At 64.7% G+C, this 21,892-nt stretch carries 23 protein-coding genes; 2 read left to right on the top strand and 21 right to left on the bottom strand.

Going from position 1 to position 21,892, the window contains the following annotated elements; genetic code table 11:
• Positions 1-188: 188 nt before the first annotated feature.
• The 9 genes from AC1DLO_RS00405 to AC1DLO_RS00445 form a co-directional block, all read right to left on the bottom strand.
• A complete protein-coding gene (locus tag AC1DLO_RS00405) occupies positions 189-1,262 on the bottom strand; it encodes a LacI family DNA-binding transcriptional regulator (protein WP_476888377.1) in 1,074 nt (357 codons plus the stop codon).
• 120 nt (positions 1,263-1,382) lie between these two features.
• Complete coding sequence (locus tag AC1DLO_RS00410) at positions 1,383-2,384, bottom strand: sugar phosphate isomerase/epimerase family protein (protein WP_476888378.1); 1,002 nt, start codon at positions 2,382-2,384, stop codon at positions 1,383-1,385.
• A 1-nt stretch (position 2,385) separates the two neighbouring features.
• Positions 2,386-3,534, bottom strand: a complete 1,149-nt coding sequence (locus AC1DLO_RS00415; protein ID WP_476888755.1) for a Gfo/Idh/MocA family protein — start codon at positions 3,532-3,534, stop codon at positions 2,386-2,388.
• Positions 3,535-3,599: 65 nt separating this feature from the next.
• Positions 3,600-4,718, bottom strand: a complete 1,119-nt coding sequence (locus tag AC1DLO_RS00420) for a Gfo/Idh/MocA family protein (protein ID WP_476888379.1) — start codon at positions 4,716-4,718, stop codon at positions 3,600-3,602.
• The gene (locus tag AC1DLO_RS00425; RefSeq protein ID WP_476888380.1) at positions 4,715-5,467 is read right to left on the bottom strand and encodes a sugar phosphate isomerase/epimerase family protein; all 753 of its coding nucleotides are present in this window, start codon (positions 5,465-5,467) and stop codon (positions 4,715-4,717) included. The genes AC1DLO_RS00420 and AC1DLO_RS00425 overlap by 4 nt, the downstream gene beginning before the upstream one ends.
• A gap of 85 nt (positions 5,468-5,552) precedes the next feature.
• On the bottom strand, positions 5,553-6,449 hold the full coding sequence (locus AC1DLO_RS00430; protein ID WP_476888381.1) for a carbohydrate ABC transporter permease: 897 nt from the start codon (positions 6,447-6,449) through the stop codon (positions 5,553-5,555).
• A 12-nt stretch (positions 6,450-6,461) separates the two neighbouring features.
• Complete coding sequence (locus AC1DLO_RS00435; protein ID WP_476888382.1) at positions 6,462-7,421, bottom strand: carbohydrate ABC transporter permease; 960 nt, start codon at positions 7,419-7,421, stop codon at positions 6,462-6,464.
• Between the two features lie 2 nt (positions 7,422-7,423).
• Positions 7,424-8,719 (bottom strand): sugar ABC transporter substrate-binding protein, encoded by a 1,296-nt coding sequence (locus tag AC1DLO_RS00440; RefSeq protein WP_476888383.1) that lies wholly within the window; start codon positions 8,717-8,719, stop codon positions 7,424-7,426.
• 167 nt (positions 8,720-8,886) lie between these two features.
• Entirely contained in the window at positions 8,887-9,969 is a 1,083-nt protein-coding gene (locus AC1DLO_RS00445) for a LacI family DNA-binding transcriptional regulator (protein WP_476888384.1), read from the bottom strand.
• 320 nt (positions 9,970-10,289) lie between these two features.
• On the opposite strand from AC1DLO_RS00445, the gene AC1DLO_RS00450 reads away from it, so the two are divergent.
• Both AC1DLO_RS00450 and AC1DLO_RS00455 read left to right on the top strand, forming a co-directional pair.
• Positions 10,290-10,748: a hypothetical protein gene (locus tag AC1DLO_RS00450; RefSeq protein WP_476888385.1), complete on the top strand. Its 459-nt coding sequence runs from the start codon at positions 10,290-10,292 to the stop codon at positions 10,746-10,748.
• A 69-nt stretch (positions 10,749-10,817) separates the two neighbouring features.
• Positions 10,818-11,351 (top strand): hypothetical protein, encoded by a 534-nt coding sequence (locus tag AC1DLO_RS00455; protein ID WP_476888386.1) that lies wholly within the window; start codon positions 10,818-10,820, stop codon positions 11,349-11,351.
• 64 nt (positions 11,352-11,415) lie between these two features.
• Here AC1DLO_RS00455 and AC1DLO_RS00460 read toward each other — a convergent pair whose 3' ends face one another.
• The 12 genes from AC1DLO_RS00460 to AC1DLO_RS00515 all read right to left on the bottom strand — a co-directional run bounded on the left by AC1DLO_RS00460 (position 11,416) and on the right by AC1DLO_RS00515 (position 21,778).
• Positions 11,416-11,673: a hypothetical protein gene (locus tag AC1DLO_RS00460; protein ID WP_476888387.1), complete on the bottom strand. Its 258-nt coding sequence runs from the start codon at positions 11,671-11,673 to the stop codon at positions 11,416-11,418.
• Positions 11,670-12,011 (bottom strand): hypothetical protein, encoded by a 342-nt coding sequence (locus AC1DLO_RS00465; protein ID WP_476888388.1) that lies wholly within the window; start codon positions 12,009-12,011, stop codon positions 11,670-11,672. Before AC1DLO_RS00465 ends, AC1DLO_RS00460 begins: the two co-directional genes overlap by 4 nt.
• Before the next feature lie 54 nt (positions 12,012-12,065).
• Entirely contained in the window at positions 12,066-12,572 is a 507-nt protein-coding gene (locus tag AC1DLO_RS00470) for a hypothetical protein (RefSeq protein WP_166185572.1), read from the bottom strand.
• Positions 12,565-12,936: a hypothetical protein gene (locus AC1DLO_RS00475; RefSeq protein ID WP_056387433.1), complete on the bottom strand. Its 372-nt coding sequence runs from the start codon at positions 12,934-12,936 to the stop codon at positions 12,565-12,567. Before AC1DLO_RS00475 ends, AC1DLO_RS00470 begins: the two co-directional genes overlap by 8 nt.
• 157 nt (positions 12,937-13,093) lie before the next feature.
• A complete protein-coding gene (locus tag AC1DLO_RS00480) occupies positions 13,094-13,588 on the bottom strand; it encodes a phosphatase domain-containing protein (RefSeq protein WP_476888389.1) in 495 nt (164 codons plus the stop codon).
• A gap of 28 nt (positions 13,589-13,616) precedes the next feature.
• Positions 13,617-13,901, bottom strand: a complete 285-nt coding sequence (locus AC1DLO_RS00485) for a hypothetical protein (protein WP_476888390.1) — start codon at positions 13,899-13,901, stop codon at positions 13,617-13,619.
• The gene (locus tag AC1DLO_RS00490; RefSeq protein WP_476888391.1) at positions 13,898-14,161 is read right to left on the bottom strand and encodes a hypothetical protein; all 264 of its coding nucleotides are present in this window, start codon (positions 14,159-14,161) and stop codon (positions 13,898-13,900) included. Before AC1DLO_RS00490 ends, AC1DLO_RS00485 begins: the two co-directional genes overlap by 4 nt.
• A 2-nt stretch (positions 14,162-14,163) precedes the next feature.
• The gene (locus AC1DLO_RS00495) at positions 14,164-14,865 is read right to left on the bottom strand and encodes a hypothetical protein (protein ID WP_476888392.1); all 702 of its coding nucleotides are present in this window, start codon (positions 14,863-14,865) and stop codon (positions 14,164-14,166) included.
• A 36-nt stretch (positions 14,866-14,901) separates the two neighbouring features.
• Positions 14,902-15,843 carry a hypothetical protein gene (locus AC1DLO_RS00500; protein ID WP_476888393.1) on the bottom strand — a complete coding sequence of 314 codons (942 nt, stop codon included), beginning with the start codon at positions 15,841-15,843 and terminating at the stop codon, positions 14,902-14,904.
• Between the two features lie 62 nt (positions 15,844-15,905).
• Positions 15,906-19,199: an AAA family ATPase gene (locus tag AC1DLO_RS00505; protein ID WP_476914374.1), complete on the bottom strand. Its 3,294-nt coding sequence runs from the start codon at positions 19,197-19,199 to the stop codon at positions 15,906-15,908.
• Between the two features lie 328 nt (positions 19,200-19,527).
• Positions 19,528-19,737, bottom strand: coding sequence for a hypothetical protein (locus AC1DLO_RS00510; RefSeq protein ID WP_476888396.1), 210 nt, complete (start codon positions 19,735-19,737; stop codon positions 19,528-19,530).
• A gap of 106 nt (positions 19,738-19,843) precedes the next feature.
• Positions 19,844-21,778, bottom strand: coding sequence for an AAA family ATPase (locus AC1DLO_RS00515; RefSeq protein ID WP_476888397.1), 1,935 nt, complete (start codon positions 21,776-21,778; stop codon positions 19,844-19,846).
• Positions 21,779-21,892 lie beyond the last annotated feature (114 nt).

Genomic DNA, 21,892 nt, shown 5'->3' on the forward strand with positions numbered 1-21,892 from the left:
CCGCTAAACGACAAAGTGAACATGCCTCGCAGCAGCCATGGGAGATAGTCCCCGTACTACTGCGGTACCGCTGACAGGCACCGAAGAACATCCTCAGCAAGTCTGCTCCCGAAATCGGGTCTTGGAAAACCCCTCAACCTGCGCGGGCATCAAGACCGTCTGGGTCCTTACCTGCTCGTATGGCCTTTCTATTGTGGCAGCCACCGTGAAGGTCGGCCCGTTTCTTGTGGTGCTGCTGTTGACTGCCGAATCATGAGCTCTGGAGACCACGCGGCCGGGTGGGTGACGTCGCGGTCACCTTCCAAGGCGGCGAGGAGACTTTGTGCGCCCTGTGCCGCCCTCCGGGCTGAATATTGAATGACCGCCGTCAATTCCAGTGATTCGCCCAGGTCCTGGCCGTCCATTGCCACGATGGACAGATCTTCAGGAATCTTCAGGCCCTTCCGCTCGGCTTCCAACAGCACGCCCAGAGCCATCTCGTCGGAAGCGCAGACGATCGCGGTCGGCTTTGACCCGGGCACCGCCCAGAGACGGCTGAACGCCGTCCGGCTGTTGCGGATTACCCCTGGCCGACGTTCAATCCGGGCTTCCCTCAGCTTGATGCCATCAGCGTTCAGAGCGCTCGTCCAGTGTTCCAGTCCGCCTGCCTGCAGCCGGGTCCGGATCGCGGCCCCAAGTTCGCCATGGAAGAAGGCCAGGTCCGTGTGCCCGAGCTGAACCAGGTGGCGAATTGCGGTGGTTGCAGCTTCTGCCTCACTGTCGTCCTGTTCGCAGTGCAGACCGATCACGATGTGCGGCATCCCGTTCCGTTGCAGTTGCTCGATCTGGTCCTTTTCCAGAGTGCCGGCCCCGAGAACCAGAAGCGCGTCCACGCGTCGGCAGAGCATGTTCAGGTCCATGGGGAGCTGCGGACTGGCAGAGGGTTGCGGGAGATGGAGTAGAACCAGAGAATAATCCCGGCCGCGGAGTGCCCGCTCGGCTCCTTCAACAGCCGCGCTGTATGCAGGGTGACGAAGGGAGGAAGTCACAACACCGACGCTTCGTGTCTTGCCTGTGGCCAGCCCTGCGGCGGAGGCCGAGGCGGTGTAGCCCAGGGCCTGCGCGATTTCGAGAATTCTCGTCCGTGTGGGTTGGGCGACCCTCGGAAGACCCCTGATTGCGCGGGAAACGGTGGCCGTGGAAACACCGGCCGCCGCGGCCACATCTTCGATGCTGGCCTTGGGGTGGTGCGCCCGCGTTGCTCTACCGGCAGGCTGTATCAAAGCGAATCCTTTACAGTGTGGGGCCTGCACCCTCCCCCGGGAGGTCTTCGCGTTGGCCGTTATAGGGACCTAGGCGATGCCGCCTTGACCAACAAGCCGGGCGTGCAGGTGGTGCCGCTGCTAGTCCTGGCTGCCGAAGGCGGCGTCGAAGCTGGCCTGCGAGGGCGGGAAGTCGTATTTTTTGAGGTTGGCGAGGGCTTCGGGGGCGCCGTGGAGGCGGTCCATGCCAGCGTCCTCCCATTCGATGCTGATCGGTCCGTCGTAGCCGATCGCGGTCAGGGCGCGGAAGGAGGATTCCCAGGGCACGTCGCCGCGTCCGGCGGAAACGAAGTCCCAGCCGCGGCGCGGGTCGCCCCAGGGCAGGTGGGAGCCCATGACGGTGTTCCGGCCGGTGGGGCGGAGCTTGGTGTCCTTGCAGTCCACGTGGTAGATCCGGTCTTTGAAGTCCCAGATAAAGGAGACGGGGTCGATGCCTTGCCACATGAAGTGGGAGGGGTCCCAGTTCAGCCCGAACGCTTCCCGGTGCCCGATGGCTTCCAGGGTGCGCACGGTGGTCCAGTAGTCGTAGGCGATCTCGGAGGGGTGGACTTCGTGGGCGAAGCGGACGCCGTGTTCGTCGAAGACGTCCAGGATGGGGTTCCAGCGGTCGGCGAAGTCCTGGTAGCCTGCGTCGATGTCTTTTTCGGGGACGGGTGGGAACATCGCGACGTATTGCCAGATGGAGGAGCCGGTGAATCCGACGACGGTGCCCACGCCGAGGGCTTGGGCGAGGCGGGCGGTGTGTTTCATTTCTTCGGCGGCGCGTTGGCGGACGCCTTCGGGGTTCCCGTCGCCCCAGACCTTGGCGCCGACGATGGCTTGGTGGCGGAAGTCGATGGGGTCATCGCACACGGCCTGGCCCTTGAGGTGGTTGGAGATGGCCCAGACCTTGAGGTTGTATTTGTCCAGGATGGCGAGCTTGGACTCGACGTAGCCGGGTTCGTCCCAGCGCCAGGCGTCCAGGTGGTCCCCGGACACTGCGATTTCCAGGCCGTCATAGCCCCAGCCGGAGGCTAGGCGCGCGACGTCCTCGAAGGGCAGGTCGGCCCACTGGCCGGTGAACAGGGTGTACGGGCGGGGCATGTCAGGTTCCTTGTATCTGTGACGCTGGACTGGCGACGACGGATTGATGGACGGGGGTTACGGTGCTTTTGTTGTTGGCTGACTCTTCGACGGCGGCGAGCACCCGTTGAACCTGGAGTCCTTCTTCGAACGACGGTGACGGTGCCTCGCCGGAGTTAATGGCCAGCAGGAAGTCCCGGATCTGGTGGGTGAAGGTGTGTTCCCAGCCGATGATGTGGCCTTGGGGCCACCAGGCGTCCATGTAGGGGTGTCCGGGTTCGTTGACGAGGATCCGGCGGAAACCTTGCTCCCCGACCGGGGTGGTGGCGTCCAGGAAATTCAGCTCATTCAGGTTTTCCAGGTTGAACGTCAGGGCTCCTGCGGTGCCGTAGACCTCGATCTGGAGGCTGTTCTTCTGACCGGTAGCCACCCGTGACGCTTCGACAGAGGCGCCCATGTCGCCGGTGAGCCAGAATGTCGCCCACGCGGCGTCATCCACCGTGACCTCCTCCAATCCAGACGGACCAGGGCGCTGTACGACGAACGTTTTCAGCACCCCTGAGGCTTCAAGAACGGTTTGCCCCGTGAGGTAGCCGATTTGGTCAATGGCGTGGGAGGCGATGTCTCCCAGGGCACCGGAGCCTGCGGTTTCTTTGCGCAGGCGCCAGGTCATGGGCGATTCGGCGTCGGAGAGCCAGTCCTGCAGGTAGGCGGCGCGGACGTGCCGGACGGTGCCCAGCCGTCCCTCCGCGATCAGTTCCTTGGCGAGGGCGAGGGCCGGGACGCGGCGGTAGTTGAATCCGACCATGGACTGCACCCCTTTTTCCCGAGCGGCCCGGGCTGCCTCAGCCATGGTTTCGGCTTCAGCCAGGGTGTTGGCCAGGGGTTTTTCCACGAGGACGTGCTTGCCTGCCTGGAGTGCAGCAATGGCGATCTCGGCGTGCATCCACCCGGGTGCGGAGATGTCGACGATGTCGATGTCCTCACGGCTGATGACGTCCCGCCAGTCGGTGGCCCATTCGGTCCAGCCGTAGCTCGAGGCTGCGGCGGCGACCTGGGCGGCATCCCGGCCCACCAGGACCTTTTGCTCGAAGACCGGGACGTCGAAGAAGCTGGCGACGTTCCGCCATGCGTTCGAATGGACCCTGCCCATGAAGGCATAACCGATCATGGCCACGCCGAGGGGGCGGGTCTGTTCCTGCCGGCTGTTCTGTTCTGCTGACACGGCGCTCTCTCCTAGAGTGTTTGCGCTGACGGTTCCCAGTCCTCCGGGAGGGCAGCGGAGGCCGGGGCGGAGCTTTCAACGTCGATGAAAGCGCCCGATTCGATGGATTCGGAGATCGAGACCATGGTGTCCAGGACGTGGAAGGCGAGGTTGCCGGTGGCCCGGTGGGGAACGCCTGCCCGAATCGAACGGGCCATGTCCAGCACACCCAAACCGCGGCCGTCTGCGGGGCCGGTGGCCGGAACCGTGGTCCAGTCCTGGTCCCCGGCCCTCCAGATACGGACATCACCGGCGAATTCGTTGGGGTCAGGAAGGGAAATCGTGGCCTCCGTCCCTGTGATCTCCACGAATCCCGTCCGTTCGCGCGGGGATTCGAAGCTGAAGACGCTGTGGGAGGACGCCCCGCCGTCGAATTGGGCCACGGCGGAGACATGGGTGGGAACATCGACGGTGAATTCCGTGCCCGCATTCGGTCCGGACCCGATCACCCGGACTTCCTTTGCTTTGGACCCGAGGGCCGCGACCCTGCGGACAGACCCGAAGGTCTGAACGAGGGCCGTGAGGTAGTACGGGCCCATGTCGAACAGCGGGCCGGCGCCGTACTGGAACAGGAAACCAGGATTGGGGTGCCAGGATTCCGGGCCGGGCGTCTGGAACGTGGTCATCGCAGTGAGCGGCGTGCCGATGTCCCCGCGCTCAATGATCCGCCGCGCCGTCTGCAGGCCCGCTCCCAGGAACGTATCCGGGGCGCAGCCGAGCCGCATGCCCGCGGCGTCGGCGGCCTTCAACAAACCAAGCCCCGACTCCCGGTCCAGCGAAAACGGCTTCTCGGTCCAGACGTGCTTCCCCGCCCGGACCGCGGCGGTTGCCACTTCCACGTGCGCGGCCGGGATGGTCAGGTTCACGATGATCTCGACACCGGGGTGGTTCAGCGCCGCCTCAACCCCGCCCCACCCCGGGATGCCGTACTCCTTGGCCCGCGCTTGGGCGGCTTCTTCGAACAGGTCCGCGATGACATGGACCTTCAGGTCAGGAAAGCCTATGAGGTTGTCCAGGTACTGTTTGCTGATGTTCCCGGCGCCGATAACGGCGACGCCGACCGGCCCGCTGCCGGTGGCGGCGCCGCTCATGCCGGCTCTCCTGCGTTCACTGCCGCGTTCTCCAGATAGCGCAGGCTTTGGGTGATGCCCTCGAAGATGTCCCCTGCGTAGTCGTCGAACTCAACGACACCCACCTCAAGGGACCCGGCCGCCGCAATGACGTCCAGGACTGCGATCCGGCCCCCGCCAGCGGGTTGCTGGGCTTTGATGTCGGCAGTGATCGGGCCGTCCTTGATATGGATGAACTTCACCCGGTCACCGAGGCGCCGGAGGAGGGCTTCAGGATCCTGGCCTCCGACTGCCGCCCAGTAAACATCCACCTCCAAGACAACCTCCGGTTCCAGCAGCCCGGCGAGGTACTCGAGGGCGGTCTGGCCCTCGATCATCGACTCCAGTTCCCAGTCGTGGTTGTGATACCCGACGCGGATGCCGTACGCGGCGCCCTTCTTCGCCGCCGCGTTGAGCTTTCCGGCCGTGGCCCGGATGTCCTCGGCCCTTTGCCAGTGCTCTGCCGGCAGGAAGGGGTCAATGACCGTGGCGATGCCCAATTCCCTGGCAGCCTCAAAGATTTCGTCCTGGTCCTGGCTCATCAACGGTGCGTGGCCGGAAGGTGCCGTCAGGCCGTTCTGCGCCAGTGCGGCACCAAGCTCCTTGGCTGTGGCCACGAAGTCGTACGGCTCGACCTGGGTGAAACCGATCCCTGCGACCTTGCCGATGGTGCCCGGAAGGTCGGCCTGCATGGCGTTGCGGAGGGTGAACAGCTGAAGTGAATATGACATCCGTTTCCTTTTGAAATGGGCTTTGTGATGGGAAGAGACAGCGGCCGCGCCGGGCGCCGCGGTGTGGGCGGGGAGCCCGGAGGGCTTACTTGATGCCGGTCGATGCTACGCCCTGGATGAAGAACCGTTGCAGGGCGATGAACAGGGCCACGATGGGGGCGATGACCAGCACGGAACCGGCCAGGAGCAGGCCGTAGTCGGTTGCGTTCTCGCCGGTCGAGAACAGCGACAAGGCAACGGGCAGCGTGTATTTGTCTTCGCTCTGGGCGGCCACGAGGGGCCAGAGGAAGTTGTTCCACGATCCGAGGAATGTGAGGATCCCCAGTGTTGCCAGCGGAGGCCCGCAAAGGGGCATGACGATCCGGGTGAAGGTCCGCAGTTCGCCGGCTCCATCGATCCTGGCTGCTTCGATCAGGGAGTCCGGTATGCCCATCATGAACTGCCGCATCAGGAAGACGCCCAGGGGCGAGACCAGGAAAGGCAGGATCAGGGCCGGGTAGGTGTTGACCAGGCCCAGCTTGCTGACCATGACAAACAACGGAACGAACGTCACGACGCCCGGGACCATGAGGGTCACCATCACCAGCAGGAACAGGACCTTCTTGCCTGTGAAGTCCATCTTGGCCAGGGCGTAGCCGACCATGGAGCAGAACAGGAGGTTCCCCAGGACCGTGACGACGGCGACGATGATGCTGTTCATGAAGAAGGTGTTGATGTGCAGGTCGGTGAACCAGCGCACGTAGTTATCCAGGGTCGGGTCCTGCGGCCACCAGGTGACGGGCCGCCGCAGGAGCTCTCCCTGGGTTTTGAAGGATCCCAGCAGCATCCAGACGAAGGGCAGCACCGTCGCGGCTCCGGCAAGCACCAGCCCGGTATATACCCAGGCCTGTTTTCCGATGGTGGAATGCTTCCGGCGCGGTGTGACGGCCCGTCGCGTGGCGGGGCGGGCCGGCGCCGCGGGTGCGGTTTTTGTGTTGGTCATGGTCTGCTCGCTTCAGTCTTTGGAGCGGAGGGTGCGGAACTGGATCAGGCTCAGCAGGGCGATGGCCACGAACAATACGTAGCTGGCGGCCGAGGCCAGGCCATACTTGCCGAACCCGAACTGGTTGAAGGTGAAATAGCTCACCGAAAGCGTGGAGTCCAGGGGGCCGCCCTTGGTCATCACGAACGGCTCCTCGAAGAACTGCAGGAACCCGACCGATAGCAGGACCGCGCCCAGCAGCAGGGTGGGGCGAAGGATCGGCAGCGTGACCCTCACGAACCTTTGCCAGGCGTTGGCGCCGTCCACCTCGGCAGCTTCCAGGACCTCGGTGGGGACGTTCTGCAGCCCGGCCAGGAAGATGATCATCAGGGTGCCCATGTTGCGCCAGACCGCCATCAGGATCATCGCCGGCATGGACCACGCCGTACTGTTCAGCCAGTCCGGCCCCGCGATGCCCACCCAGCCCAGCACGATGTTCAGCAGGCCGTCCGGTTGCAGGATGAACCTCCACACGACCGCGATCGCGACGATGCTGGTCACCACCGGGGTGTAGAAGCCGACCCGGAAGGCGCCGCGGAACCGGGTGATCCCGTTGTTCAATGCCACCGCCAGGGCCAGCCCCGCGGCCATCGTCAACGGGATCCCGACGATCACGAAGTAGCCCGTGTTGAGCATGGAGTGAAGGAACTGCTGGTTGCCGAAGAGCTCGGCAAACTGGTCCAGGCCGACGAAGCCCACGCCGAACGGGTTCCGGACGTCCTTGCTCGTGAAGTCCGTGAAGGACAACACAAAGGAGGACAGCAAAGGCATCAGCATGAAGAAACCGAAAATGAGGACGAACGGCAGGGCGAACAACCAGGCGACAAGGCTCTTCCTGCGGCGTCGGGAGGCTGCACTACGGTGTTCCGGCGTCCGGGGCAGGCCGGCGGACGGAGTCCTGCCCGCCTGCCCCGTTGCCGCTGTGACGGCCATGATTACTTCCCGGTACCGATTTTATCGGCGGTGGCCTGCAGGTCCTTCATGGCCGCTGCGGGGTCCTTGCCGGCCTTGACGATCTGTTCCAGCTGGGTGTCTGCTGCCGCGGAAACCTGCGTCCAGGTGGAGATGGTGGGCGGGAAGTTGGTGTCCTTCATCTGCTCACCGAAGACCGCAAGCTTCGCATTCCCGGCCAGGCTGGGGTCCTTCCAGGCGCTTTGCAGCGCGGGAAGGCTCCCCGATAGCTTCTGCCACTTTGTCTGGACTTCGGGCTTGGAAAGCCACTGTGCGAGCTTCCAGGCTCCGTCCCTGTTTTTTGCGTCTTTGAAGACCACCAGGTCCGAGCCGCCGATGAAGGACGTTCCGGTGACCTGCTTGGGGAAGGTCGCCACCATGTACTTGTCCTGGAAACCAGGGCCGCCGGCCTGATCGAGCTGGGCGAGCTCGGATGGTCCTCCGATGAAGACCGGCGCTTCACCGTTGACGAATGCCGCCTCTGCGGCACCGGATCCGGTCGCAGGGTTTTTGTTGGCCAGCCCCTCTGTGAAGAAGCCCTGGTAGTACTTCAAGGCCTGGACGATTTCCGGAGTGTCAAAAGTCCACTTCGAATTGTCCTGGCTGATGAACTTCGCGCCGTTGGACCACAGGAACGGAAGCATGGTCTGGAAGGAGTCCGAGCCGCCCGCGGGAAGTTGGAGCCCGTATTTCACCCCGTCCTGTGACTTCAGGGCCTTGGCCATGGCAGTCAGGCCGTCCCATGAGGTGGGGAATTGAGGGTAGCCGGCCTTGGCGGCCAGGTCTTTGCGGTAATACAGGACCCGGGTGTCGACGAACCACGGCACCCCCAGGCTGGTACCGCTGATCTGTGTGGACTTCACCGAGCTCGGGAAGAAGGCCGAGCTATCGATCTCCGAGGGCTTGGGATCGAAGGCATCACTGAAATCGGTCATCCAGGTGGTGCCCATCTGGGCAATATCGGGCGTGGTGCCTCCGGCGATGGCCGTCTGGTACTTGTTGTGCGCCGCATCCCACGGGATGGCCGTGACATTGACCTTCACACCAGGGTTTTCGGCCTCAAAGTCCTTCAAGAGCCCGGGAAGCAGCTTTGCCTCATCCCCTTGGGCCCACAGATTAATCGTTCCGGTGGCGGCACCGCCTGCGACTGCCTTTCCGGTTTCCGGAGTGCTCGTGGCTGCGTTGTCCCGTCCGCAGCCGGTCAGCAGCAGCCCGGCGGCAAGGCCAAGCGCTGCGATCTTCCTGATGCGGACACGCGTGTCCCCAGTGGTTTGGATCATCGTTGTTCCCTTCGGTCGGACGCCCGGGGCGCCAGGTAGCAGAACGCCAGATTGATGCGCTTAGATGCTTGCAAACCAGGCACTCAATGCGCTTAGATCGGGCTGTAGCTCAATCTAAGCGCATTACTGTGATTTTGACAACAGTTTTCCGTGCGGAACTGCTCAGATCATCTTTTCGCGCAGCCGCAGCTTTCGCGCACCACAAGGTGCACCGGCAACTGCCTTTCAACGAGAGGGGCAACGGGCTGGGAGATGGCGTCGACCAGGATTTCCACGGCCGTGCGCCCCATCAGTTCCATCGGCTGGCGGACCGTAGTCAGTGTCGGGCTGACGAGCCGGCCCGCCACGATGCCATCAAAACCGGCCACCGCTACCTGACCCGGAACCGAAACTCCGGCGGCCTTGAGTGTCTCCATGACCACCAACGCTTCCTCATCATTGGCGCAGACAAAACAGTCCGGAAGGGAACCGGAACCCAGGAGGTCTGCGATCAGATCCGCAGTCACACCGCTGGCGCCGGGCCTGCTTTCCAATGCGGGCAGAACCTCCAATCCGCGGGCACTAAGCGCCGCGCCGAAAGCCTCGTACCTCGCTTCCGTCTCGACGTTGGGGATGCTGACGAACATCAGCTTCCTGAACCCGTGAACGCCAAGAAGATGCTCCATGAGCTGCCGCATGCCCGAGGCATTGTCCACCGTCACGTGATGGAGCCCGTCTATCCCGGACGGGTCGGAGAGTTCAAGAACGGGAATGCGGGCCGAGATGCGCCGGGTTACCTCTGCAGGAATGGTGCGGGGAAAAATAATCAAACCGTCGACCCGGCCGGCAATGTCAGTCACTGCCCTTTCGCTGCTGGCCCTGTTGCCGCCGCCGATCATCAGCGCGTAGCCCCGGCTAAAGCTCTCCAGCTGGACACCCCGCTGGACCTCGTCAACATAGACCGGGAACAGCCGGCAATCATCATTAGGCGCCACGACAGCAGCGGCCCGGTCTTTCTTCATTCCCTCCGCATCGGGCAGAAAATTCAGGAAGTCGAACGAAAAGAGCCCCAGTGCACCGGTACGGCCCTTGGCCAAGCCGCGGGCGCTGGCACTGGGCACATACCCGAGGGCCCGGGCAGCATCAATCACAGCGACTCGTGTTGAGTCTTTAACCCGGTGAGGCTGCGTGAAAGCAAACGAAACCGTGGCAATCGACACCCCAGCCCGCTCCGCAACGTCATAAACCGTCGGACTCTTCGCCACTGCCATCACTCCCCTTAACACGCAGACTATGCGCTTAACAATAGAGGCGAAAGCCGGGAGTGGATCTTGTCCCTCACGGCCGGGCATGTCGGCCCCCGATCCCGCCGGGTGCCTCGACCCGATGCATTCATCAAGGATTTCGGCTTGCACGGCCGGCTGAACGGCGTCGGACTGGGCCCGCAGGGTGAAAACCTCGGCAGTGAACGGGCCTTCTGCCGACTCCTTCCGACGTCGGTGGCGTCCGATTCCCTGGAGCGGGCCCGACGGTGGCCACTTAGTGGCCCATTTGGGATCAGGCCTGTCCTCGTAGCTTCAACACGCTGGAGTTGACAGGGAAGATCAAGGGCGAAGGGCAGACGTACGAGCCCCGGCGCATCTGGTTGAAGGTCAAGAGCAGAAGCGCCCTTGATGTGGTTCTTGCGGCGGTCATAGGTCCCATGGCACACCCGCGGGCAGCGGTGGTGGGTTTGCCGGTCCACGGACGGCTGCGCATTGTCGGCCGGTCAGGTTCCTTGGCAGCTCGTGCGGGAAGGGATCTGGCCACATATCTTCGTCCTCCCCGGGGAAGGCATCCATGGCCGGAGGAAATCAGCGAACGGGTGCTGGACCGCTTCACCAAGGAGGGCGGCACCACTCGCCTGACTTTGGTGGATCCTTTGGTCGTGGAGGTCTCTGCTGACGTTGCCTGGTCGGGTCAGGCATTCCGGCACCCGGTTCGTCTTGTTCGGGTACGACCCGAGCTGAACCCCGCTGAAATCCGCTTCCCGAATCGGTTACACCAGTGATGACGGCTTTCGACGAGGATCACTAGGGATGAGGATCGATGTTGGCGGGCCGTATGTGACCATACAGTAATGGAATTAGTGAACGTCATACCGTCCCTGATCACCGGCTTGATCACTGGCCTGATCGCCTTGGGAGGTGTGGTTTACACACAGCGTCAAGCCGCAGCCCGGGAAGCAGATAAGTGGGCTCGGGATCAGTCGCAATCAGCCGCAGAGCATGAGCGCCAACGTAGGTTGTGGGCAAAAGACCACAGATACAAAGCGCACTTGAGTTTCATTGCTGAGCACCGACGGCTTCAACATTGGATGGCCATTTATACAAGGGTGGGCATCCCTGGAACTGAAACCCCTCAACTTGACTGGACCAAAGACCTTTTTACGAAGCTCATGGACGTCGAACTGTTCGCTAGCGCCGAGGCAACGGTAGCAGCCCGACGTCTTGCGGGCGCTACAGCGAAGCTCCGAGAAGGCACTGTTGGCGCGATGATGGAAGCCGATGAGGCATTTTTCGCGTATAGGAAGCTTGTTCAACGCGATCTTGATCTCGATGAAACAGAGCTTCCGAGCTGGCGGGATGAGATTCAAACGTCAACTGAGGAGTAGGGCGCTTAAGGGGTTATTGTCTCCGAGCTGCCCACCTGGCGGGCTTCGTCAGCTCAACGCACAGTCAGTTGTCGGCGATAACGAAGATCACGAAGATGATGACGATCGGGATGAGCAGCACCCCCGCGCCGGCGGCGAGGTGCTCCCAGCTGAACGGCGAGTTGAGGAGGGCGATGAAGCCATCCCATAGGCCGCGGGCGGAGCCCACGGCCCAGGCGAAGAAGCCGGTAGCCCAGCCGATGACGGCGGTGACCGAGACTCCGCTGAGCGAGCACAGCCCCACGATCGTTCTGGTGTTCTTGAACATGGCCAGTCCCCTCATTTCCGGTCCTCGAACAGCAGGTAGTAGAGCCCAATGTGCGGGATGACGAGCACGGCGAAGGCCATCCAGGCCCGCTTCGGGTCCTCGATCACCCATGTGATCCCGTCTTTGACGGGTTCGGCGTAAGCGAGCACCGGCGCAAGAACATCGGTGCGGAAGACCACATGGAAGATGCCGTAGGCCATTCCCAGGGCGATCGCCAGGGCAAGGCTCCGGCGGATTGTCAGCTGCACCCGTGGGTTCATCCCCCGGCGTGGTTCCGCGACTGCCGGATCCCAGGTCTGGTGGTCCGTGTCGTAGTCGTGCATCACTTCATCCCGTCTCCATCGAATCATCATTCATGTCCATTCTATGAGAAAGGCTGAATGACGAACAGAAACGAGGCCCAATGGTCAGTCGAACTCGAGGTCTGCACCGACTGGTGCGGGTGTGTCGAGCCCCCTGCCCGCCTGCGGGGCATGGTTCTTCGCCGCGGATGCGCGGCGCTGGGCGGCGAGCTGGTCGAGGGTGACCCCGACGGGTCGCCCGAGGCGCTGGCCGGCTGTCCGGTAGACCTCACTGTCGCGCCGTGCGCCGATGGCGACGATCTCGCGCCGGGTGATGCCGCCGGGCGGCTCGGGCCTGATGTCGCGTGAGACGATGCGCAGCGGCGGCTTCTCATGGGGGTCCGCACCGACGTAGGTTGTGTCGCAGTCGGAGAGGTCGGCAAAGCGGGAGTCGTAGTCCAGCGGCTTAGTCGGGTGACGGCGGCCGTTGAGCCGGTGGAGCATGACGATGGTGGCCTCAAGGAGCGCCTCGTCCCGGCTGTGCGGATTCTTCAGGGCGCGCTGGTTGAGCCGTTCGATGTCCTGGCGGGCCCCAGGGCTGAGATGGACCTTGATCCGCAGCCCCTCAGTCATCGTCGAGCACCTTGCGGATCATTGACCGGGCGGGTTCGCCCAGCTCATCGCCGAGCTCATCGAGGGTCAGGCCGGGCTCCTCGGAGGCGTCGGAGGCACGGATGCGGCGGGAGAGCTCGGCCTGGAAGGCAGTCTCGTCGGCGTGGACCCGCCGGAGCAGGTCGACGAAGTCGGCGAACGGGATTACGGCGGCCTCGGGGACGTTCCCGTCACCGAAGATCAGGGGCTCGGCATCCCCGGCGCGGAAGCGCTCGAGCAGGGTGCCCAGGTCGGCGGCGGTAATCTTCTGGGTCGGGGCGACGTTCACGGAGAACTTCGGCAGGGAGCCCTCGCGCGGGGCCTGGGGGGTCTTGTCGTCAGTCATGGTTCCAGTCTATTCGTGGTCGAATGGGATGCCAGTGCCTCATATCCCACCATTCCTGATGGACACTGAGTCGCTGGGGAATGGCGTAGCGGGGCAGTTGAAGAGAAGCAGGCCCGCGCCCTGCGGCCCACTGCGGGTCGAGGGCACGGGCCATGCATCAGAACTCGCCCGAGCCGGGCTGGACGTCGAACACCGGCACGCCGAGGGCCTGCCAGGCGCGGATCACCCTGGGCCGGTCATCCAGCGCGAGCCGGACGTCCCACCGCCCGCGGATGAAGGCCTCGTAGATCTCGGGCTTGACGATGTCGTCCGGCCGGCGGTCGCCCTGTCCGCGCATGAACAGAGGGCAGCTGGCGGTCCACTCCCCCACATGTTGGATGAGCCAGGCGTAGGTCGCGCGGCCGACGTCCCAGCCGTTGTCGTCCAGGACCGGCCTGCCGGAGCAGAACACGATCTCAAGTCCGGCAGCGTGCAGGGCGCGCACGGTTTCGATCACTGGCGGGTTGGGCAGGTCCCAGGGGACGAGCCGGTACTCGTGGTGTCCCCTGATGAAGCGTCCGTCGGGAAGTGTGTGCGTGGCGACCGTCCCGTCGATGTCGACGATCACGGCCGGCGAGAGGACCGCGGTCGTGGCAGTGCTGATTTCTGTCATGGTGGGTCCCTCCTTCCGGGCGGTGAGGCTATTCAGTGGACGGACGCTCGGCCTCGACGTCGAGCGGGACGATCGTCCCGAAAAGTCCTGCAGCATGCTGTGACCCGTGCGGGACTGCCAGCAGGTCGGGACCATCGGGCATGACGCCGGACTCTCCGCATGCGGGACACGTCCATGTCCAGGTGACGGGCGCGTGCACAACGCGCCTGTCGATGATCACCCAGTCGAAGCGGTCAACCCAGTCCTCGCGGCCGAGAGGCTGGCAGAGATCGGCGTCGAAGAGCGCATCGGGCACTGGTGTCCGGCTGCTCATCGCACTCCTTCTTCGGCCGGTGCGGGACCGGGCTGGGCCACCCAGTACTCCCCGAGGGGCTGGATGGTCCCGTTCTCATGGCCATGGCAGGTCAGTTCGAGAGAGCCCGCCCATTCGTGGGGACCCTGGATGATCGCGGTGCCAGCCGGCACCTGCAGCGGAGCGTGGTCGTGGCCGTGGTAGTCGCGGCAGGCCGACTCGTCGTCGTTCACGAGCTTGAGGGCGCAGCACGCGCAGAGGATGAAAACACCGCTGGCCAAGGTCAGTCCCCGCCTTCCTGGTTGTCGTACTGGCTGACATAGCCGATGAGAAAGTTGTCGTCGACCGGATCGAAGCCGTGCCGCTCCGTGAACTCCGTGTGGTACTCGGCAGGGTCCCGGTCTCCCGGGTGCGGCCGGACGGAGCCGATCGCGTTGGCGATCCACTCCAGTTCGTCGGCACCGGACCACTCCGGCTTGGTGCCGAGGCCGAGGGCAATGGCGTCGACGATGTCGGTGTCGGTCACAGGTCCGGGGTTGCCGTTGGTCCGGGACAGCGGCCTGCGGCAGTCGGGGATGAATCCCATGGCAAGCAGGACGGTCACCGGCAGGTGGTGGGCGTGCCAGATCGCGTCGGCGGCGTCGGTGGGGGAATCGCCCGAGGAGAGTTCGCCGGAGAGGTACAGCCGGTAGCCGGCGACCTCGATGGTGTCCGTCTCGCTGGAGTTCAGCGCCTCTTCGAGCTCGTCGATGACCCTGCGGCCGACGCGTTTGATGACCTCCGGGCTCGGCTCGCCCTCGGCGTCCAGGTGCATGTCGGGGTCGAAGTCCTCGACCAGCTCTTCGAGCTGGGACTCGGGGTCGTCGAACCGGAACGATTCAGGGTCCGCGGTCTCCTCGACCATCAGGCGGCCGCGTTCGAAGTCGATCGGCTTGGTGCGGTCGGCCGGGACGGCGATGGCCGCGGTGAGCATATCGGCGCTCATGGGTTCTCCTTGGGTCGGGATGTGGGTGGGGTCGGCTCAGGCGGCGGATTGCTGTGTCTTCGCGGCGGCGTGCTCGCGGTAGAGTCGCACAGCCAGGTCGACGCAGTAGCAGGTGAACAGGAAGTGGATGTCCCAGTCGCGCAGGTCCCACTCCCAGGTGTCGGAGCCGACGGTGTCCTCGTGCTCAGCCAGCCATTTGTGGGCCTCCGACTCGCTGTCGGCGTGCCAGCGGGCGTCTTCGATGATTTCCATGCGCCGCTCGGCAGGGGAATGTCGTGGGACCTCGATGTCGGCGAGCTCCATCCAGTTGTGTTCCTCTGTGAGCCGGTCGAACTTCTCGTCGGGGATGCCGTCGGTGCTCCAGAGGGCAGCGCGCGCGGCAGCGGCCGCGTTCCGGCGCTCGTGGTTCAGCACGGTGCCGGTGGCCGCGAGGTGCTCCTGGGCGTTCCAGTGGGCCTCGAAGAGCGCCAACTGTGCGTCCCCGTCAAGGCCGCGCAGTTCGTGCAGGCGCGCCAGCAGCGCCAACTGCTGATGGTGGACCTCCTGGGCCTCGGTGCCGAGTCCCTCGCTTTCTTCGAGGTGCTCCCGCACCAGCTGGATGAAGAGATCCGGGTCGTACTGCTTTACTTCGCGGGAGCGGCCGCCGCAGAGCTTCTCGGCCCAATAGCGGAAGTCGATGCTTGGTGCACCGTCGGAGTAGTAGCCCTCGCTCTTGCCTGCCGACCCGAAGAACCCGATCATGTCTGGTTCCCGGGTGAACATGTAGCCGTCGGCGATGTCGCCGCTGGTGGCCAGGTGGCCGGGCCAGGTGGTGACGTCCCAGGACCACATGCGGGTCCCTGGGGCCTGGATCCTGAAGTGGCGGTAGAGGTCCTCGTCGTGCAGAACGACGAGGACGTGCTCCCGGGTCTGGGCGAGAAAGTCGGCGTACGTGCGGGCGTACGGGTTCTCGGGCTTGACGGTGTCAGGTGCGGACATGGCGGGTCCCTTCCGGGTCTGCTGGTCAGGGTTGTGGTCGGGGCCGTCCGCCCGGGCGGGGCTCAGAGGATCGGCAGTGGCCGGCCGGAGGGCTTGTAGTGGCCGTCGGCCTCGGCGAGCACGGCCTCGGTGAGGAGCACGGTGGCGGGCATGAGGAACGCACCCACGAGCGCGGCGAGGCGCTGCTCGTCGGCCAGCACCCGCTCGGGGATGCCGCCACGGGAGCTGAAGAACATGTCGGCACGCTCGATGAGGCTGGCCCGGCGGGCCTCTCTGGAGGTGAAGTGCTCGGCGACGGTCTGTCCGGGGCCGTACTCGGTGATCACCGAATAGAGCGCGGCGGGAGCCTCGGTCTTCTTGCGGGTCGTGCTCACGTAGACCTGGACGCCCCATCGGCGGCAGAGCTTGGCGATGGCGTTGACCACGCTGTCCGGGGCGCTCTCCCACTGCCCGGAGCTGGACTGGTACAGCTCGTGCACTTCGTTAGCGGCGGAGGCGTCGATTGCGCCCAGGACGACGTCCGAGGCGGTCAGCAGCTGCGCGCACATGCGCAGCCGGAACGCTGGCGAGGGGTAGTGGTCGTGGAAGACGATCCGGTCGTCGTGGCAGATGACCAGGTCGTAGGCGCTGTCGGGGCCCGGCACGAGCTCCTCTGAGCCGGCCTGGATTCCAGTGGCGGTCATGGCGTGCTCCTTCAAAGCTGCATTGGCTGTGTGTGTGGGATGGGAAGCAGGAGGCGCGGGCGCTCCGACCTCTCGTGGAGGTATGGCGCGCGTGAACGCGACGTAGAACATCCGCTTGGTGTCCTGGGTCATCTTGGCGTCCTCCTTGTAGAGGACGACGACGTTGTCGAACTCGAGGCCCTTGGCACCGTGGATCGTCGAGACGACGAGATCGGCCTTGGACTCGAGGTTCTTCCGCTTGCGCTCCTGGTTCTTCTGCTTGTTCACGTTCAGCTTCTGCTGGTTGCGCGTGATCTCGAAGGACAGGAGGTTGTCGCGGAGCCGGTCGAAGAACACGTTCGCAGGCAGGCTGCCCTGGTTGCACAGGGCCACCCAGCCGTTGATCGCGGCGCTGTTCTCGACCCACCACTCGGAGATGGTGCGCAGGATTGCCTTCTCGACGTTGACGTTTCCGGCATTCTTCGTCAGCTTGCCCATGTTGTCCTTGATCCCCTGGGAGACCACGAACGAGGCGTTGGCCGGCTGCACCTGCAGGACGTCGTTCCAGAAAAACTTGATGTACTTCGAGAAGATGTCCGTGGCGTAGACGCGGTCGCTGACGAGCGAGGCCACGTGCTTATTCGGGTAGGCCTTCTCGAGCACTTCCTGGATCAGCGCCACCTCACGGCGGGCGTAGGCCAGGAAGGCCACCTGCTCGCCGCGGTCCAGGCAGGCCTGAACGTACTCCGGGATCACCGTGTTGCGCACGAGCGGCTGCAGGTCGTTGGCGATGAAGCTGGTCAGGCGGGCCACCTCGTGGTAGTTGAGGGTGACCTTCTCCTGGAAGGAGTCGGCCGTGGGCACCGCCAGCGAGTTGGCCTGCAGCTGGATGTTGGCGAACTGGTTGGTCTCCAGACCGCCAAGCACGACGTTCGCGAAGTCGAGAATCTCCTGGTTGCTCCGGTAATTCGTCGTGAGCCGGAAGGTTGCGAAGACCCCCGAGCCCTCCAGCGTGTTGAGCGCCCTCGGGTTGGCCGAGCGGAACTCGTACAGCGTCTGGCTGGCGTCGCCGACGATGAACAGCGACTGGGCGTGCTTGGTGATGTACTTCAGCACGTAGATGAACTCGAAGACCGAGTTGTCCTGGACCTCGTCGATGATCAGGTACTTGCTCTGCACGTGGGCAGGCTCGGACATGTCATCGATCTTCTGGTAGCAGATGATGATCTGCAGCTCCAGCGAGGTCTGCTCGATGCGGTCGAGCAGCGCGATCACCTCGTCGAAGTGGTTCTCGACGAAGGTGTTCAGGGCCGTGAACGCGCCGGTCTTGTTCTGGTCGACCTCCAGCAGGCGGTGTCGGAACGTCGCCGCGAACTGGCTGTTCGGGTAGAAGATGTCGATCGAGTTGATGATCGTGTCGATGGCCGAGACCTTGTGGGTCGGGTGGTTCATCGAATAGATGTCGATGATCATCTTGGCGATCGTCATCGAGCCGACGTTCGGGTTCTTCTCCGTGATGTTGTCGGCGGCGGCGTTGGTGAACGACAGGACGGTGATGTCGCTGGCGGGCACCCCGCAGGTCTCGAGGTACTTGATGCGCTCGAGGATCACGGTCGACTTGCCTGTGCCCGCGCCGGCCTGCGTCATCACGAGCGGCTCGTGCGTGCTGAGCGCGTCGAGCTGCTGCTTGGACAGGTGCGGCGGGAAGGCCGGGGCCGTGGCCGGCTGGGGCGGCGTGATGAGCTGGCCCTTCATGCGCTCCAGGAGGTCGAGGGTGTGGTTCATCAGCAGGCTGAGGTTCTGCTTGGACAGCTTCGCCGCGATCGGCGCGGAGAACGTGGTGTCCAGCTGCTGGTGGATCCGGCGGTAGGCCTCCAGCGGGACGTTGTAGTTCTCCAGGTAGCGCAGCTGCACCGCGAGCATGTTCAGCTGCTCCTCGGTGGGGCTGGCCGGCATGTCCTGCACGTACTGGCAGACGGTGTCCGAGATGGCCTCGGAGTCCCAGATCCGGGCCAGGCGCGTGATGCGCTCGTAGATCGGGTACTCGTCCATCCAGTCGGCGAGCTTGTCGAGGTTGGTGGCACTCAACCCTGCGGCCGAGAGCACATCCTCGATGACGTCGCGGGCATTCTCTGCGGGGCTGGTGTCCCACTGCAGGAACACCGCCGCGTCGTGGTTGCCGTAGCCGATGGAGCGGGACACCGATACGGCGCGCTCGGGCTCGGCCAAGCCCTGCTTGAGGAAGTAGAGCTCCAGGCGGTACTGGATCACCAGGTCACGGCGGATCTTGTCGCCGGACTTGTCCTCGTACACGGTCAGGGCCTGGGGGGTCATGTCGAAGTGCACGTCCCAGGAGTTGGTCGGCGTGGCGATGTCGAGTTCGAAGCGGTCATCGACATGCGGTACCGGCAGCGTGAACGACCCGCCCGAGAGCAGGGAGCGGCGCGTGATCGGGGCCAGCGGCACCAGCGCGGTGGTGATGTCGTGGTGGGTCGAGCTCTGCTTGACCTCGATGTCGCGGTCAACCGCGTAGGCGGTGTTGGTCGCAGTGTTGATCGGCCGCAGGCTCTCATTGAGCAGGCCGGTCTTCTTGCCGGACCCGGTCAGGCGCGAGGAGAAGAACTTCGGGTCGACGGTCTTCTGGGCAGCGACGGCGGCTGCGGAAAGGTCGATGTCGTCAAGCAGAATAGGCATGGTGTCGTCTTTCTTCGAACGAATCAGTAGGCGGGTCGAGAGGATTTATCGAATGGAAGCCGTATAGACCATTCTTACAGGATGCGAATGGTCAGTCGAATGCTCGTAGACGAGCGCTTGGGTCACGGGAGCGGGCATGAGAGCGGGAGGGCTCGCCTCTGGCGACGAGCCCTCCCGCGCTCCTCTCAACCCACCCGTCAGGGGCCGTGAGGCCCCTGAATCCGGGCGCGGCGGCGTCAGCCCCGCGGACCCGGACACCGCGCGCTACCCAGGCGCGCGGCGGTCAATCGCAGGCTCACCTCTTGGGTAGGCCCGGCGGGAAGCACCTTCAGTCGGCGTTCCAGGGATTGGCCTTGGTGACGGACCCGGAGGGGTCCACCTCGACAAGGCCGAGCATGAGTGCGAGATCACGGCAGTCGGCCGCGTCCGCGGAGTGGGCGGAGACCAGCAGCCGTGCGTCGTCGCAGATCTGCTCGCTCCTGTCTTCGGGCTGTGCCGTACGGACCGTGCCGACGGCGGTGGTGGTCGTGGTGGTCATGGCAGTGACGTCCTTCTTCCTGTGTTCGAAAGCGGTGCGCGCACGCACGAGCGCCCCCACCCCGGGTATCCGGGACAGGGGCGCTCGAACGCAGTGTGGTGCCGGATCAATCGACGGCCAGCGCCTCCGGCTCGTCGGAAACGGCGGCTGCGGGTGGGATGAACGCAGCCGACGCAGCCTGGGCGGCGAGCAGCCGGTCCTCGATCCACACACGCACGGCCTTGCCGGCCGGACGCGCACCCTGGGAGTCGACGTAGGTTTCCTCGGCGACGGCACGCAGCTCGTCGTCGGGGATCGACGCGGGCAGCGTCTGGCCCAGGCGGGGCCTGGCGTCCAGGATCCGTTCGCGCTGGCGGGTGTACTCCGCCGCGAGGATCTCCCGGTAGGCCTGCTCGTCGACCGGGTTGAAACCCACGACGAGTGAGAACCGCCCGAGCAGCTCTGCGTCGAAGAACTGAGCCAGCTCCTTGGTCAGGGACCGGTGGGAGACCGCCGGCGGGGCCGAGCCGAAGCCGACCGGCTTGCGGTTCAGGGCTTCCCGCGCGGCGTTGGTCGTGCAGATCACCAGCGCCTTGGAGAAGTCCAGCACCTTGCCGTGGGCGTTGCGGATGTAGCCCTCGTCGAAGGCCGAGAGAAACAGCCGCTGCACGGCTTTGTCCGCCTTCTCGAACTCGTCGAGCAGGATCACCCGGTGGGGGTTGGACTCGAGCGTGTCGAACGGCAGCTCGCGGTTGGAGTCCGAGCCCACGTAGCCGGGAGGTGCCCCGACGATCTTCGCGGTGTCCGAGGGAGTGTGGAACTCCGTCATGTTTAGGATGATCGGCTCGGTGCCGGTCATCTGCTCCGCAATGATCTTCGCGGTCTCGGTCTTGCCCACGCCCGAGGCTCCGGCGAGCATCCAGGTTGTCGGGGTCGACGTCGGGAACAGGTCCAGCTCCTCACGGGCCAGGCGGTCCACGAGCTTCTCGAGCACGTCGTCCTGTCCGCGCAGGCGGCCCAGCAGGGTCGCCCGGAGGGTTGCGACGTCGAACTCCGGGCGCTGGGCGTTTCCGGTCATCAGACGCTTGGCCACGTCCAGGACGCGCTTCGTAGTCAGCGGCACCTGCGGGATCGACCGCAGGGTGTTCACGAGTGCAGTGTCTCCGGCTGCCTCGGCCTGGACGATGAGCTTCTTCTGCTCCAGCACACGGTCGGCCATCGCCCGGTCCAGCAGCGTGATGGCGCTGTCGGGCCGGTGCTGCCCGGCACGGGAGTTCTCCTCCGCGATCCGGACCGTCTCCGCCAGGACGTCGTCGGAGACCGCGATCTGGTGGCGGTAGTGCGCCACCAGGCCCGGACGGACGCTGCCGAGCACCGTGAGGGTTTGCTCGACGGTCAGTTCGTCGACGATGAGCGGGGTGAAGCGCCGCGCGAAGGCAGGGTCGTCGTCGAAGGCCCGGGACTCCGTGGAGGTGGTGGCACCGATGACGCGCATGTCGCCGCGGGCCAGGGCAGGCTTGAGCACCTGCGAGACCTTTCGCAGCACCGAGTCGGTGTGGGAGGTGGATCCACCGGTGATTTGGTGGATCTCGTCCATGAACAGGATGACCTTGTTCTTGGGGTCTGAGGCGAAGTCGATGACGGCCTGGACCTTCTCCTCCAACTGCCCGACGATGCCGGAGCCGGCGACGAGATTGGTGATGGGCAGCTCATAGACGGTGAAGCCCTTGAGCTGATCGGGGATGAGGGTGTCGCCCAGGGCGATCCGGCGGGCGATGTCCTCGACGATCCGGGTCTTACCAACGCCTGCGGAGCCCTTCAGGAGCACGTTCGGCTTGTTCCGGCTGATCAGGACGGAGAGGACCTGCTCGATGAGCGCGTCGCGGAACATCGTCGGGTCGGCGTTCTTGAACTTCTCGTTGTAGTCGACGAGGAGCCCCTTGACGGCGTCGTCGGACTGGCTGCCCTGGTTGGGCATAGCGCCCATGGGCGGGAAGCTCGGAGGCGTGCCGCCGCTGTTCGTGTCGTCGTCGGAGCCCGACGTGAAGTTGTTGAGGCCCATCGCGGGGTCCCTCCTTCGGTGGGGTTCGCCGGGCGGTGCGCTGGGTGGGCGCGCCGGGATGCCTGGCAGGGTTACGGGTAGGTCTGAGGGAGGAGGAGACGCCGGCCGGTTCGG

This window comes from Arthrobacter sp. 01T419 (assembly GCF_056398865.1).

Coding starts and splice junctions, on each gene's coding strand:
- AC1DLO_RS00440 (WP_476888383.1), bottom strand. CDS start 8,719: ATGATCCAAACCACTGGGGACACGCGTGTCCGCATCAGGAAGATCGCA.
- AC1DLO_RS00460 (WP_476888387.1), bottom strand. CDS start 11,673: ATGAGGGGACTGGCCATGTTCAAGAACACCAGAACGATCGTGGGGCTG.
- AC1DLO_RS00445 (WP_476888384.1), bottom strand. CDS start 9,969: ATGGCAGTGGCGAAGAGTCCGACGGTTTATGACGTTGCGGAGCGGGCT.
- AC1DLO_RS00415 (WP_476888755.1), bottom strand. CDS start 3,534: ATGATCGGTTATGCCTTCATGGGCAGGGTCCATTCGAACGCATGGCGG.
- AC1DLO_RS00475 (WP_056387433.1), bottom strand. CDS start 12,936: ATGACTGACGACAAGACCCCCCAGGCCCCGCGCGAGGGCTCCCTGCCG.
- AC1DLO_RS00505 (WP_476914374.1), bottom strand. CDS start 19,199: ATGCCTATTCTGCTTGACGACATCGACCTTTCCGCAGCCGCCGTCGCT.
- AC1DLO_RS00430 (WP_476888381.1), bottom strand. CDS start 6,449: ATGACCAACACAAAAACCGCACCCGCGGCGCCGGCCCGCCCCGCCACG.
- AC1DLO_RS00500 (WP_476888393.1), bottom strand. CDS start 15,843: ATGTCCGCACCTGACACCGTCAAGCCCGAGAACCCGTACGCCCGCACG.
- AC1DLO_RS00485 (WP_476888390.1), bottom strand. CDS start 13,901: ATGAGCAGCCGGACACCAGTGCCCGATGCGCTCTTCGACGCCGATCTC.
- AC1DLO_RS00510 (WP_476888396.1), bottom strand. CDS start 19,737: ATGACCACCACGACCACCACCGCCGTCGGCACGGTCCGTACGGCACAG.
- AC1DLO_RS00480 (WP_476888389.1), bottom strand. CDS start 13,588: ATGACAGAAATCAGCACTGCCACGACCGCGGTCCTCTCGCCGGCCGTG.
- AC1DLO_RS00420 (WP_476888379.1), bottom strand. CDS start 4,718: ATGAGCGGCGCCGCCACCGGCAGCGGGCCGGTCGGCGTCGCCGTTATC.
- AC1DLO_RS00465 (WP_476888388.1), bottom strand. CDS start 12,011: ATGATGATTCGATGGAGACGGGATGAAGTGATGCACGACTACGACACG.
- AC1DLO_RS00455 (WP_476888386.1), top strand. CDS start 10,818: ATGGAATTAGTGAACGTCATACCGTCCCTGATCACCGGCTTGATCACT.
- AC1DLO_RS00425 (WP_476888380.1), bottom strand. CDS start 5,467: ATGTCATATTCACTTCAGCTGTTCACCCTCCGCAACGCCATGCAGGCC.
- AC1DLO_RS00470 (WP_166185572.1), bottom strand. CDS start 12,572: ATGACTGAGGGGCTGCGGATCAAGGTCCATCTCAGCCCTGGGGCCCGC.
- AC1DLO_RS00495 (WP_476888392.1), bottom strand. CDS start 14,865: ATGAGCGCCGATATGCTCACCGCGGCCATCGCCGTCCCGGCCGACCGC.
- AC1DLO_RS00515 (WP_476888397.1), bottom strand. CDS start 21,778: ATGGGCCTCAACAACTTCACGTCGGGCTCCGACGACGACACGAACAGC.
- AC1DLO_RS00410 (WP_476888378.1), bottom strand. CDS start 2,384: ATGCCCCGCCCGTACACCCTGTTCACCGGCCAGTGGGCCGACCTGCCC.
- AC1DLO_RS00435 (WP_476888382.1), bottom strand. CDS start 7,421: ATGGCCGTCACAGCGGCAACGGGGCAGGCGGGCAGGACTCCGTCCGCC.